The following is a 12,445-nucleotide window of genomic DNA, read 5'->3' as shown; positions in this document are numbered from 1 at the left end:
TGCCCAAGGGCAGCGAGCCCACCAAGATCGGCGAAGGCGCCGACGGCGTCAACTGCCTGTACTCCTCGTCCGACATCACCTACCGGTAGCCCGCACGCGCCGGGCTTGAGGATGACCAGTCCATCCGGAGCACCGGAGTGTCGTGGAAGCACTTGACCGCGTCGACCATCTCGGCCCTGAGCTGGTCGGCGCGGTCCCGCGCGTCGCGGCGGCCCGGTTGTCGCTCATCCCCAACGACGACGTGACGGCGAGCCCCGGGCGCTTACGTGGTCGCGATCACGAGGGCGTGCGACGGCGAGCGGGTGAGCTCCGTCCAGGCACCGGGGGCGCATCCCGCCGCCTCCAGCCAGCCGCGGATCGTCTCCGCCGGGTGCAGGGCGCCGCCTTGCGTGTGCCACAGGTTGAGCGAGAACCCGGCGGCGAAGGCCAGGTCGGCGGCGGTGCCCGAGGGCTCGGGCATGCTCTCCAGGACGACCAGCAGCCCTCCCGCCCGCAGCGTGCCCGCCGCCCTGGCGACGAGCGCGGCCGCGTCCCGCGCGGCGAACCCGTGCAGCACGTTGAAGAGCACGGTCACGTCCTGCTCACCGGGCAGATCGGCGGTGAGCAGGTCGCCGGCCCGCCAGGTCAACCTCCCGTCGGAGCCGTCCGTGACGGCGCCGTCGACGATCGTGCCCGACAGCCCGGGGTGGGCCCGGCAGAACGCCGCGGCGTACGCCCCGTGGCCGCCGCCCAGGTCGAGCAGGCTCTTGGCGCCCTCCGGCAGCGGCACCAGCGAGACGACCTCGTCCGCCAGCCACTCGGCGAGCCCGCGTTGCAGGTCGTGGAAGGCGGCGGACAGGTCGGGGCGGCCGGCGAGCCAGTCGTAGAAGCCCCCCGCGGGGGTCCCCGAGCGCACCGCGCCGGCGAGCCCGGCCCACCGCTCCTCGACGATGGCCTGCCACAGCCCGAGGATGCGCCCGTAGTCGGTGGGCGAGCCGGAGCAGAGCCACGCCGCGGTGGCGGGCGTGTTGGCGTGCCGGCCCTCGTGGCGGCGCACGTATCCGGTGGTACGGAGGACGCCGAGCAACTGGTCGAGCCCTGTCGGGTCGGCGCCGACGGCGGCCGCGAGCTCGTCCGTCGTCGACGGCCCGGCCGCGAGCGCGTCGAACACACCCAGCGAGCGCGCGGCCCCGACGGCGTGGCAGGCCATCAGGCCGATCAGGTCCAGCATCGGCGCCGGGGCGTCACCCCTGCGGAAGGCGTCCACCTCGTCGGGCGGCAGGTCGACCGGCATGCGATTCCTCTCAGGCGATTCTCGGGGGCTCCCGGGAACGGCGGCTCCCGGGTCCGGGCGGCTCCCGGGAAACCGGCGGCTCCCGGGGTCCGGGCGGCTCCCGGGGTTTCTCAGGCGACGGGGACCGGGACGGGCCGGCGGTCCAGGCGGCGCAGGGCGGGGAGCACGGCCAGGACGCCTGCCAGGGTCAGCAGGAGCAGCCCGTCGAGGAGCAGCACGAGGGCGATCCCGCGTCCCTCGCCGACGCCGACGATCAGACCCGCGCTGCCGGCGAGGGCCCCGCCGGGCAGCAGCGCCGGGTTCAGCAGGTGTTCGGCCACGGGCGCGGCCAGCAGGTAACCGACGGGGACGGCGGCCGAGCCGAGCGTGTGCACGGTGCCCATGGCCCGTCCCAGCAGGGCCGGATCGACGCGGCTCTGCAGCACGGCGTGCGCGCAGCCGTTCACCACGGGCAGCGTGAACAGGAACCCGGCGGCGGCCACCCCCACCAGCAGCGGCGACGGGCTCACCGTGTGCAGCACGAGGAAGACGCCGCCGAGCGCCATGAACGCCGTCATCCCGCCGATCTTCCGGCGGGGCCCGCCCCAGGCTCCCATGACGAGGCCGCCCGCGAGCATGCCCGCGCCTCCGGCGAACATCAGCACGCCCAGCACCCCGGGCCCGGCGAACGACAGGATCAGCGGCTGCACCAGCACCCCCGCGACGGCGAAGGTGAAGTTGAAGCCGGTCAGCGCGGCCACCAGCGCGGTCAGTCCCGTCCGGGACCGCAGGTGGCGCCACCCGGCCCCGAGGTCCTCCAGCACGGCGGGTCGCTCGGCGGCCACGTTGGGCCGCAGCACCGCGGCGGGCAGCCGGATCAGCAGCAGGGCCAGCATCGCCACGCCGAAGGTGCTCAGGTCGATCGCCACCACCCCGGCCATGCCCACGGTGGCCAGGAGCGTGGCCCCGAGGACGGGCGCGGCGATCTGGATGCCGCTGGACAGGTGCATGAGCCCGTTGGCGCGGCCCAGGTGACGTTCGGGGATCAGCAGCGGCGTCATGGCCTGGTAGGCGGTCAGGTGGAAGACGCCGCACGCGCCGCTGACGGCTCCGGCCAGGGCGACGTGCCACACGGCCAGCCCGTCCGCCCAGATCAGGAAGCCGACGGCGGCCGTGGACACGGCCGCCAGGCAGTCGGTGAGGATCATCACCTTGCGCCGGTCGAACCGGTCGACGACCAGCCCGGCGAACGGCCCGATGAGGATGCCCGGGAGCATGCCGCTGAGCACGACCAGCGCGAACTCCGTCGGCGAGCCGGTGGTCTGGTACACCCAGACGCCCAGGACGAAGGTGGTGAGGCTGGAGCCGACGGACGACAGCAGCGACGCCGTCCAGATGAGCGCGAACCTGACGATGTTCATGCGTGCACCACCTCGGCCAGGCGGCCGGCGTAGCGCCTGATGAGCGCGCCGTCGGCGGGCGGGCACGCGAGCCCGGCGCGGGCCAGGGCCCGCTCAGTGCGCCCGCAGTCGAAGACGGGCCGCCGGAACTGCGGGTCCGCCGCGGACAGCACCGGCGCGAACGGCGCGAACGGGCTGTCCGCGCCCAGGCCGGCGGCTTCGCGCCGCCAGGTGTCCCACGGTACGCAGTCCGCGCCGAGCGCCTCGGCGATCTCCCGGTAGGAGATCGTCGCGCCGTTGAAGTAGTGGAAGTCGCCGGCCGTCGCGGGGTCGGTGATCAGGTGGGCCATGCCCGCGGCGACATGGTCCACCGGTGCCAGGTCCTCCTCTATCGGCAGGTCGGGCACCATGCGCAGGCGGACGCACGTGGCCAGCAGGCGGCTGAAGTAGTCGCCCGGGTTGCCCAGGCCGGTCGCGCTGTGCCCGCTGACCCGCGCGGGCCGGTGCACCACGACCGGCAGCCCTTCGTCCCTGGCCCGGCGCGCCAGCCGGTCGGCCACCCACTTGCTCTGGTCGTAGCCCGTCTCCAGGCCGGCCGGGTCGTCGGGGGCGGTCGCCTCGGTCACCACCCGGCCCCGGTGGGCCAGGCCCAGGAAGACGCCGAGGGTGGAGACGACGTGCAGGCGGGCGCCGCCGAGCCCGGCCAGCCGCAGGGCCTCGACCGTGCCGCCGACGTTGACCGGCAGCATGCGGTGGAAGCTCTCGTAGAAGTTCACCTGACCGCCGTTGTGGCAGATCACCTCCACCTCGCGGGCCAGCTCGCCGAACCGCTCCCGGTCCAGGCCGAACCGGGACGAGCCCAGATCGCCAGGCAGCCCGCGCAGCCTGCCCGGCGGGGCGTCGAGCCCGTACGCCCGCAGGTTGGCCAGCACCCGTTCCCCGGCCCGGTGCTCGTCGCCGGCCCTGACCAGGCAGATGATCTCGGCATCGGTGCGGGCCATGAGTTCGCCGATGAGGTGGGCGCCGAGGAACCCGGTGGCGCCGGTCAGCAGGATGGCCGAGCCGCACCGTACCGGAGACGGGAGCGTGGGCCGCACGGCGAGGTCGGGCGGCAGGACGGCGAGCGGTTCGAGGTCGAGATGCTCCCGGTCGGCGCCGCGCTCCACGGCGGCGGCGAGCTCGGCCAGGTCGGCCGTCTCCAGGACCGCGCGCAGGGACACGTCGGCGCCGAGCTCGCGCCTGATCTCGGCCACCACCCGGCCGGCGAGCAACGAGTGCCCGCCCACCTCGAAGAAGTTGTCCGACCTGCGCACGTCGGGCACGCCGATGACCCGCTGCCACACCGCGGCCAGCGCCGACTCGGTGGCGGTCGCGGGCGCCTCGCCCGCCGGTCCTGGCGGGGGCGGCAGGGCCGCCTGGTCCACCTTCCCGTGCGTGGTGCGCGCGATGGCAGCGACGGGCACGAAGGCCCCGGGCACCAGGTATCCGGGCAGCCGTTCGCGCAGGAACTCGCGGAGCGCGCCCGGCGTCAGGTCCGGCGTGCGGGTCGCCGCGTAGGCGACGAGGCGGTCCCCCGAGACGACGACCGCGCTGTCGGTGACGTCCGGATGTTCCATGATGGCGTGCTCGACCTCGGCCGGTTCGATCCGGTGGCCACGGATCTTCACCTGGCGGTCGCGGCGGCCCAGGAACTCGAGCGCGCCGTCCGGCCGTACCCGCGCCAGGTCGCCCGTACGGTACAGGCGCGCCCCGGCGGGGCCGTCGGGGTCGGGCACGAAGGCCGCCGCGGTCAGCGCCGGCTCGCCCGCGTACCCGTCGGCCAGGCCGGCTCCGCCCAGGTGCAGCTCGCCCACCCCGCCGGTCGGCACCGCGCGCCCCGACCGGTCCAGGACGCGGGCGCGCACGTGCGGCAGCGGCGCGCCGATCGGCACCCGGCCCAGGTCGCCGAGCTCGTCCGTGCCGCCGATCCGGTGCACGGTGACGCAGACGGTGGCCTCGGTGGGGCCGTAGTGGTTGAACAGGGCGCACCTGCCGCGTGTCACCCGCTGCCAGGTGCGCGCGTCCTCGACCGGCACCTGCTCGCCGCCGACCATCATGATCTCGACCGGCCAGCTCTCGGGTACGCCCGATTCGGCCAGGTCGGTGACCCAGCGCCGCCACAATGCCACGGGCGCGTCGACGGCGGTCACGCCGTTCTCGCCGCAGAACCGTACGAGCTCCGCGCCGTCCAGCCGGGCGGGCTCCGGATGGACGACCAGGGTGCCGCCGGTGGTGAGCACCGGGAACAGGTCTCCCACGGAGGCGTCGAAGGTGAGCGGCGGCAGCATCAGCACCCGGTGCTCCGGGCCGAAGCCGTGCACGTCGGCGAACGAGCGGGTGAACTCCGCGACGGCGCCGTGCGACACCACCACCCCCTTGGGCGCCCCCGTCGACCCGGACGTGAAGATCACATACGCCGGATCCCCCGGCCGCACGGCAGCACGCACCGGGTCTGCGGAGCCGGGACGTACCTCGCCCGTGATCCGCCCCTCAAGACGTCCCGGACCGACCCGACGCGTCCGGCCTGTCACGAACTCGCCGCTCGGTCCTGTCTGGTCGGTGACCGGCAGTTTCGCTCCCGGGAATTCGTTCAGCTCGGCGAGCCTGCCGGACGGCGCGATCACCGCGACAGCCTGTGCCCGCCGCAGCAGGTGCGTGACACGGGCGGGCGGGTGGCCGGGGTCGAGCGGCAGGTACGCGGCACCGGCGAGCAGCACACCGAGGACGGCGGCGATCCCGTCCGGCCCCGCCGGGAGCGACACCCCGACGACCGGACGCGCGTCAGGGTCTCCGCTGAGCGGCCCCAACCGCGCCGCCACCTCCCGCGCCCGCGCGACCAGCCCGCCGTACGTCAACCGCTCCCCCGCGGCCATGACCGCGACCCGATCCGGACCCCGCTCAGCCTGACGCACAACCAGCTCCGCCACCCCGGCCCAGCCCTCGGCCGGCACCTCGGAGGATGCGACACTCCCCGCCACAGAGAACCCAGCGGCCGGAACGGAGGATCCGGCCGCAGACGCCCCACCCTCCGGAACGGGGTGCGCGGACTCTTCGGAACCTTCGCCCGCCACCCCGGATGACCCGCCCCCCAGAACGGGGTGCCCCGCCCGGGACAGCCGCGGGATGACGGTCTGCACCCCGGACGGCACCGGGGCGGCCCCGGTCGGACCGTCCTCCCCGGAAACCAGCCCCGGGACCGGAGCGGCGGAGGCGGCCCCGGTCGCTTCGGTTGGGGTGGTGGTGAAGGGGATGTGGCTCAGGGGGAGGGAAGGGTCGCCGGTGAGGGCTTCGAGGGCGGTGGTGAGGTGGTGCGCCAGGGTCGCCGCCGTGTCGGCGTCGAAGAGGTCGGCCGCGTAGTCCAGGTACAGCTCGATGTCGTCGCCCACGGTGACGAACAGGGTGAGGTCGAAGCGGGCCTCGGGCGCGGGCAGTTCCCAGTGTTCGACGAGGAGGTCACCCGCGGTCCTGGGCCGGCCGTCCAGGTGGTCCATGACGAGCATGACCTGGAAGAGCGGGTTGTGGCTGAGGTCGCGGCGGCCTCCGGCGAGTTCAACCACCTCGTCGAACGGCGTGCCGCCGTGGGCGAGCGCCTCGGCCACGGTCCGCCTGCACTGCCGCAGCAGGTCCGTCACGGCCGGGTCGCCGCCGAGGTCGAGCCGCAGCGCGACGGTGTTGGCGAACATGCCGACCGTCCCGCCGTCCCGCCCGGTACGGCCGTCCATCGGGCAGCCGACCACGATGTCGTCCTGGTCGGCGCACCGGCCGAGGGTGACCCCCAGGGCCGCCAGGACCATGGCGAACACCGTCGTCCTGGTCCTGCGCGCGCCGTCCACCAGGCCGGCGCGCAGGTGCTCGGGCAGGGTCCAGCGATGCTGCGCGCCGCGCCCGCTCGGTACGGCGGGACGGGGCCGGTCGGTGGGCAGGCCCAGCAGGGAGGGCGCGCCGGCCAGCCGGGTACGCCAGTAGTCGCGCGCCGCCTGGGCCCGCTCCCGGCTGCCCCCGCGGAGCCGGGCGACGTACTCCGAGAACGGGACGGCGGGCTCGGCGGGCTCGAAGGTCCCCGCCAGCATCCCGTACAGCTCGGTGAAGAGGACCTGCAGCGAGCGCCCGTCGCAGATCGTGTGGTGCAGGCACAGGACGAGCACGTGGTCGTCCTGTGCGAGCCGGAGGAGCAGCGCCCGCATGAGCGGCGCCCGGCCGAGCGCGAACGGCCGGGCCACGAACGAGTCGCACGCCGCGTGCGCCGCGACCTCGTCCGGGACCTCCACGACCTCCAGGTCCACCTCGGACGCGTCGCTCACGATCTGGATCGGGCGCCCGTCCCCGGTGTCGGCCAGCCCGGTGCGCAGCGCCTCGTGCCTGGCGGCCAGGCGGTTCAGCACCCGGCCCAGGTGTCCGGCGTCCAGGGGCCCGCGTAACCGGTGCCCGCCCCAGACGTGGTAGCCGGACGGGTCGTGGCCGGCCTGGTGCAGGAACCAGAGCCGTTCCTGGGCGGGCGTCAGGGGGAAGCTCGTGCCGGTCATGACTTGGCCACCAGGTCCCGCAGGTGCCCGGGCACCTGCTCGCCGAACAGATCCCGGTAGGCGGCCAGATGCGCCTCCTCGGAGATCAGGAACGGCAGGTCGGTCGGCACCATGTGCCTGATCACCAGCATCGGCACCGGGCTGCGCAGCGGGCGGAAGCCGGGGTTCCACAGCCCCGCCTTGTCCGGCGGCCCGTCGTGGAACTCCCCGATCATCAGGCCGTGCCCCACGTAGGCGTCCTTGAGCGCGCACTGCGCGGCGTCGATCACCTCCCGCGCGTCACGCATGCCGGGCAGCAGGACGAGGATGGTCGTCGACTGCGCGGCGGGCATCCTGCGGGGGGCGAGGTCGAGGAACCAGTCGCGGTAGGGCGCCAGCAGCGCGCTCAACGACTCGACGGTGTGGCCGCCGCCCGGCTGGATGGCCAGGCGGAAGGCGCCGCGGTCCAGCGACGCCTGCGCGTACGGGCACACCGGCCCGAGCCGGCCGAGCTCCGGGTGCGGCCGGCACAGGTAGGCGCGCGCCCATTCGACGACGGCCCGCAGGTCGGCCCGGTGCTCGCCGATCAGGGGGTGCGCGGCGGGGTCCGCCTCCACGTCGGCCGGGTCGAACAGCACGAGGGATGCGTCGTGCGGATGTGTGATCATCGAGAGGTCCTCCCGTGGCGGCGCGCGAGCACGGCGAGCAGGCCTGCGACGGCCGCGCCCGCCCCTGTCACGGTCAGCGCGGCGGCCACCCGGTCCTGGCGGCGAGCGCGCCGCAGCGCCTCGCCGTAGGGCACGGTGGTGTGCGAGACGAGCGTGTAGAGCGGCACCCAGGTGCCGGGGAACGCCTTGTGCAGCAGCAGGTCGAGGCGCTTCCTGGCCAGCCGCAGCGGGGAGCGCATGCCGTCGCGGAGCTCCAGGAAGTTCTGCGCGGACAGCTCGGCCAGCACGTCGGTGTGCGGCTTGCGGGACCGCTCGTAGGCGGCGAAGGCGGCCTGCCGGTCGCGCGGGTGCCGGGCCAGCATCCGGTCGAGCGCCAGGCAGTCCTCGAACGAGGCGTTCATGCCCTGGCCGTAGAAGGGGTAGACGGCGTGCGCCGCGTCGCCGACGAGGACCATCGTGTCCCGGTGGTGCCAGGGCGCGGTGCGTACGGTCGTGAGGTGCCCCATCGGCGCGGCGGACGCCTGCTCGTCGAGGTCGGGCACCAGCTCCGCCAGGTGCGGGAAGGCGTCGGACGCCCGGTCCGGCGGCTCGTCGCGCGGCAGGAAGAGCGTGCAGGTCAGGCTGTTGTCGACGTTGGGGTGGGCGACCCCCAGACCGCGCTCGCCCGGCCAGATGTGCAGCGCCTCCAGCGGTACGGCGGGCGTGCCGTCGGGCCTGGCCCGGATCGTGATCTCCTTGTAGCCCCATTCGAGGTACTCGCGGCTGAAGCCGGCCGGCAGGCCGCGCTGCATCTCGGTCCTGACGAGCGAGGAGGCGCCGTCGGCGCCGACCACGAAGCCGGCCGTCAGCTTGCTACCGTCCTCCATGGTGACGGCGGCGGCGTCCCGGTCGACGGCCACGCACCTGGTGCCGAAGCGCAGCCGCACGCCGGGCTGCTTCTCCGCGTGCTCGACCAGCAGGCAGACCAGCGCGTCCCGCCTGATGGAGTGCAGGATCTGCGACGGGTCCTTGCCGTACGGGTAGAAGGACGACCGTCCGCCGGCGGTGTGCACCATGCGCCCGCGCATCGGCACGGACAGCCGTCGCGCCTCCTGCCACAGGCCCACCTCGCGCAGCGCCGCGATGGCCCGCGCCGACATGCCCAGGTTGATGGATCGGCCGCTGTCGTGGCGGGCCGAGCGCGGGTCGGGGCGGCCTTCGACCAGGTCGACCCGGTACCCGCGCCGTGCGATCATGCTCGCCAGCAGGGGTCCGGCCAGGCCCGCGCCGACGATGACGGCGTCAGGGTTGGAGTCCATGCCGCCTCACCCCCCGCCGCGCACGCTGAGGGGACGCATGTCGGTCCACACGGTCTCGATGTGCGCCAGGCATTCCTCACGGGTGCCGGCGAAGCCCGTGGCCCGCCAGCCGGGAGGCAACTCCCGTCCCGCGGCCCAGACGGAGTACTGCTCCTCGTGGTTGACGACCACCAGAACATCGCTCATATCTTCTCCTCAAGAGCGCGCCGATCGATCTTTCCGTTGGGGGTGAGCGGCACGGAGTCCAGGGGGATCACCCTGGTCGGCACCATGTACGCGGGCAGGATCGCGGCCAGCCGGCGGCGCAGGTCAGGGCAGTCACCGACGACGAACGCCACCAGGGCGTCGCCGGACACGGCCGCCACGGACTGCCGCACGCCGGGCAGGCCGTCCATGGCGGCCTCCACCTCGCCGAGCTCCACCCGGTAGCCGCGTACCTTCACCTGGGTGTCGGCCCGGCGCAGGTACTCCAGTCCCGCGCCGGTGCGCCGCACCACGTCGCCGGTCAGGTACAGCCTGCTGCCCGGCTCGCCGTAGGGGTCGGGGACGAATCGGTCGGCGGTCAGGGCCGGCCGGCCGAGATAGCCGTCGGCCACGCAGACGCCGCCGATGGCGAGCTCGCCCTGGCCGACCTCGTCGAGCCCGTCGTCCACGACGTGGACGGTGGCGCCGGGGAGCGGGTCGCCGATCGAGACCGTCCCCGGCTCGATGGGCACCTCCCAGGAGGTGGCCCAGACGGCGGCCTCGGTCGGGCCGTACATGTTGACGAGCCGTCCGACCCGGGAACGCAGGTCGCCGGCCAGGGCCGCGGGCAGCGCCTCACCGCCGGCGAGCGCGGTCAGCCGAGGGCCGCGGAACCCGGCGTAGAGCAGGACCCGCCAGCCGGAGGGGGTGGCCTGCATGTGGGTCACGCCCTCGCGCTCGATCAGCGCGGCGAGCCGTTTGCCGAGGAGGGCGGTCCTGGGGTCGACGAGGACCAGCCGTCCTCCGGTGACGAGCGGCAGGTAGAGCTCGGGCACGGACATGTCGAAGGTGAGGGAGGCGGCCGAGAGCCAGACGTCGCCGGCCGTCGAGCCCACCAGTTCGCGCATGCCGGCGAGCAGGTTGGCCAGCGCCCGGTGCGGCACCACCACCCCTTTGGGCGTGCCGGTCGAGCCCGAGGTGTAGATCACGTACGCCGGGGACGAGGGGTCCGGGGGCGCGGCGGGGACCGGCGCGGCCGGGGGGTGCTCCCCGTCCAGCCGGAGCACCGGCACCGTGGTCGTGACCGGCTCACCCTCGGTCAGCAGCAGGTCCGCGCGCGAGTCCGCCAGGACGAGTTCGACGCGGGCCGCCGGGTGCGCGGGGTCGAGCGGCAGGTAGGCCGCGCCGGTCCGCAGGACGGCGAGCATCGCCGTCACGCAGGCGGCCGACTTGGCCGCGCAGATCCCCACGAGCGTGCCGGGGCGGGCCCCGGCGGCGGCGAGCCTGGCGGCCAGCCGGTCCACGGCCTCGTCCAGCGCGGCGTAGGTGAGGCGCTCGTCGCCGGCGACGAGCGCGATCCGGTCCGGGGTGCTCGCCGCCTGGCGCCCGAACGATTCGACAAGGGTTGGGAGCGCTCCCAAAACTGGCATGGTCAACTCCGGTTCGACATGGTCAGCTCCGGTGGGATCAGACGTGCAGCAGTTCTTCGACGGCCTCGGCGGCCGCCCGCAGCCCCGGCCGCGCCGCCCCCGCGTACGGGGCCACCCGCTCACGGTGACCGTCGGCGGCCAGCGCCTCGTTCAGCAGGGGGACGATCTCCTCCGTCGTCCACCGCCGCTCGGGCAGCCAGGACCCGAGTCCGAGCCTGGCCAGGCGCATGCCGTTGTCGGAACGGTCGAAACCGTGCGCCAGCAGGACCTGCGGGACCCCCGCGGCCACCGCCCTGACCACGGTGCCGATGCCGCCGTGGTGCAGCACCGCCCTGGCGCGGCCCATGACCTGGTGGAAGGGCAGGTGCGGGAACCAGGAGACGTCCTGGGGCAGGTCGGCGGGCACCAGGTCCCGATGCCTGGCCACGACCAGGGCGGGCACGCCCGCGGCCGCGCACGCCGCGACGGCGGCGGCGTAGAACCGCTCGTGGATCATGCGGCCGGTGCCGCCCGTCACGATCACCGCGCCGCGGTCGAGCAGGCGCTCGGCCTCGGGCGGGACCGGGTCGGTGAAGGTGTCGTCGCCGTACGGCGCCCCCGTCAGCCGGACCCGCGACGGCGCGGTGACCCCCGCCCGGTCGAACCACTCCGGCCACAGCCCCAGGTGGAGCCGGGCCGAGGTGAACCAGGACGTCCAGTCGCCGACAGGCCCCAGCCCGAGCGTCGCCCGCACCGCGTCGAGCCGGTCGCTCATGGTCTCCCGGTACATGTGCACGGCGGGGCGTTCTGACATGTACTGCACCGGCGTCACGGCCACCCACGCGGTGGGCACGTCCAGCACCTCGCCGGCGAAGAGCGTCGAGATCGCCGTGGTGTGGCGCCCCACGAACACCGTCTCCCCCGGCACGTGACGGGCCTTGAGCACCTCGCACTCGAACCGGATCTGGTCGAACAGCCCGATGGCGTCGTAGAAGCGCCGCCACCGGTCCATCCCGGCGCCGAGCAGCATCGGCGTGTCCGAGAGGTATCGCTCGTACTCGCGCTCGGTGTCGATGGGCGTGAACTCCAGGCCCTCGCGCCGGGCCACCGCCTCGAAGGGGGCGTGCGTGAGGATCTCCACCCGGTGCCCGCGTTCCCGGAGGATCCGTCCAAGACCCACGAACGGCAGGACGTCGCCGTGCGTGCCGTGGGTGACCATGATGACGGTGGTCAAGGGGACTCCCCGGCCGCGGCCTGGGCCCGCGACCCCTCCTCGATGGCCCGCGCCGCCTCCGCGACCGTCAACCCGTCGACGAAGAGCACCTCGACCGGCAACTCGATCCGGAACTCACTCTCCACCATGGCCAGGAACTGGACCATCGCCAGCGACTGGCCGCCCAGTTCGAAGAAATCCTGGTCCGCGGACGCGACCTCGACCCCGAGGATCTCGGACCACAACCGCATGACCTCGTTTTCGAGCACGCCGAGCACAGCCATGACGCATTCTCCTCGTAGCGCGGAAACGACACCCGTCACCAAGGGAACCGTGCGCCACGAAACGGGCGCTCCTCGCCGGTGATGGGGTTCAGCAAGGGGCAGCCACGCGCCCCACTCGCAAGATCGTTGGGATCGCTCCCAAACGGAACGCTAGGCTCGCGTCAGCACGCGAGTCAACCTTTTCACCGCCATCTGCG

The 12,445-nt window shown here is 74.2% G+C and carries 9 protein-coding genes; all 9 read right to left on the bottom strand.

What is annotated here, in order from left to right:
- Window positions 1–262: 262 nt before the first annotated feature.
- The 9 genes from AB0K05_RS12320 to AB0K05_RS12280 all read right to left on the bottom strand — a co-directional run bounded on the left by AB0K05_RS12320 (window position 263) and on the right by AB0K05_RS12280 (window position 12,248).
- Window positions 263–1,273: a methyltransferase gene (locus AB0K05_RS12320; RefSeq protein WP_271279391.1), complete on the bottom strand. Its 1,011-nt coding sequence runs from the start codon at window positions 1,271–1,273 to the stop codon at window positions 263–265.
- Between the two features lie 110 nt (window positions 1,274–1,383).
- Window positions 1,384–2,673 carry an MFS transporter gene (locus AB0K05_RS12315; protein ID WP_219545325.1) on the bottom strand — a complete coding sequence of 430 codons (1,290 nt, stop codon included), beginning with the start codon at window positions 2,671–2,673 and terminating at the stop codon, window positions 1,384–1,386.
- Window positions 2,670–7,214: an amino acid adenylation domain-containing protein gene (locus AB0K05_RS12310; RefSeq protein ID WP_364228805.1), complete on the bottom strand. Its 4,545-nt coding sequence runs from the start codon at window positions 7,212–7,214 to the stop codon at window positions 2,670–2,672. The genes AB0K05_RS12315 and AB0K05_RS12310 overlap by 4 nt, the downstream gene beginning before the upstream one ends.
- Window positions 7,211–7,861, bottom strand: coding sequence for a DUF6875 domain-containing protein (locus AB0K05_RS12305; RefSeq protein ID WP_364228803.1), 651 nt, complete (start codon window positions 7,859–7,861; stop codon window positions 7,211–7,213). The genes AB0K05_RS12310 and AB0K05_RS12305 overlap by 4 nt, the downstream gene beginning before the upstream one ends.
- A complete protein-coding gene (locus AB0K05_RS12300) occupies window positions 7,858–9,159 on the bottom strand; it encodes an NAD(P)/FAD-dependent oxidoreductase (RefSeq protein WP_364228801.1) in 1,302 nt (433 codons plus the stop codon). The genes AB0K05_RS12305 and AB0K05_RS12300 overlap by 4 nt, the downstream gene beginning before the upstream one ends.
- A 6-nt stretch (window positions 9,160–9,165) precedes the next feature.
- Window positions 9,166–9,345: an MbtH family NRPS accessory protein gene (locus tag AB0K05_RS12295; RefSeq protein ID WP_148033132.1), complete on the bottom strand. Its 180-nt coding sequence runs from the start codon at window positions 9,343–9,345 to the stop codon at window positions 9,166–9,168.
- The gene (locus AB0K05_RS12290; RefSeq protein ID WP_271279396.1) at window positions 9,342–10,772 is read right to left on the bottom strand and encodes an amino acid adenylation domain-containing protein; all 1,431 of its coding nucleotides are present in this window, start codon (window positions 10,770–10,772) and stop codon (window positions 9,342–9,344) included. Before AB0K05_RS12290 ends, AB0K05_RS12295 begins: the two co-directional genes overlap by 4 nt.
- Window positions 10,773–10,809: 37 nt before the next feature.
- Complete coding sequence (locus tag AB0K05_RS12285) at window positions 10,810–11,985, bottom strand: glycosyltransferase (protein ID WP_271279397.1); 1,176 nt, start codon at window positions 11,983–11,985, stop codon at window positions 10,810–10,812.
- Complete coding sequence (locus AB0K05_RS12280) at window positions 11,982–12,248, bottom strand: phosphopantetheine-binding protein (RefSeq protein WP_148033135.1); 267 nt, start codon at window positions 12,246–12,248, stop codon at window positions 11,982–11,984. The genes AB0K05_RS12285 and AB0K05_RS12280 overlap by 4 nt, the downstream gene beginning before the upstream one ends.
- Window positions 12,249–12,445: the final 197 nt, after the last annotated feature.

This window comes from Nonomuraea sp. NPDC049486 (genome assembly GCF_040676925.1).
Taxonomy (GTDB): domain Bacteria; phylum Actinomycetota; class Actinomycetes; order Streptosporangiales; family Streptosporangiaceae; genus Nonomuraea; species Nonomuraea ferruginea.
The sequence above is the reverse complement of the archived record's forward strand: the minus strand, read 5'-3'. Positions and strand labels throughout refer to the sequence as shown.

Coding starts and splice junctions, on each gene's coding strand:
- AB0K05_RS12320 (WP_271279391.1), bottom strand. CDS start 1,273: ATGCCGGTCGACCTGCCGCCCGACGAGGTGGACGCCTTCCGCAGGGGT.
- AB0K05_RS12315 (WP_219545325.1), bottom strand. CDS start 2,673: ATGAACATCGTCAGGTTCGCGCTCATCTGGACGGCGTCGCTGCTGTCG.
- AB0K05_RS12310 (WP_364228805.1), bottom strand. CDS start 7,214: ATGACCGGCACGAGCTTCCCCCTGACGCCCGCCCAGGAACGGCTCTGG.
- AB0K05_RS12305 (WP_364228803.1), bottom strand. CDS start 7,861: ATGATCACACATCCGCACGACGCATCCCTCGTGCTGTTCGACCCGGCC.
- AB0K05_RS12300 (WP_364228801.1), bottom strand. CDS start 9,159: ATGGACTCCAACCCTGACGCCGTCATCGTCGGCGCGGGCCTGGCCGGA.
- AB0K05_RS12295 (WP_148033132.1), bottom strand. CDS start 9,345: ATGAGCGATGTTCTGGTGGTCGTCAACCACGAGGAGCAGTACTCCGTC.
- AB0K05_RS12290 (WP_271279396.1), bottom strand. CDS start 10,772: ATGCCAGTTTTGGGAGCGCTCCCAACCCTTGTCGAATCGTTCGGGCGC.
- AB0K05_RS12280 (WP_148033135.1), bottom strand. CDS start 12,248: ATGGCTGTGCTCGGCGTGCTCGAAAACGAGGTCATGCGGTTGTGGTCC.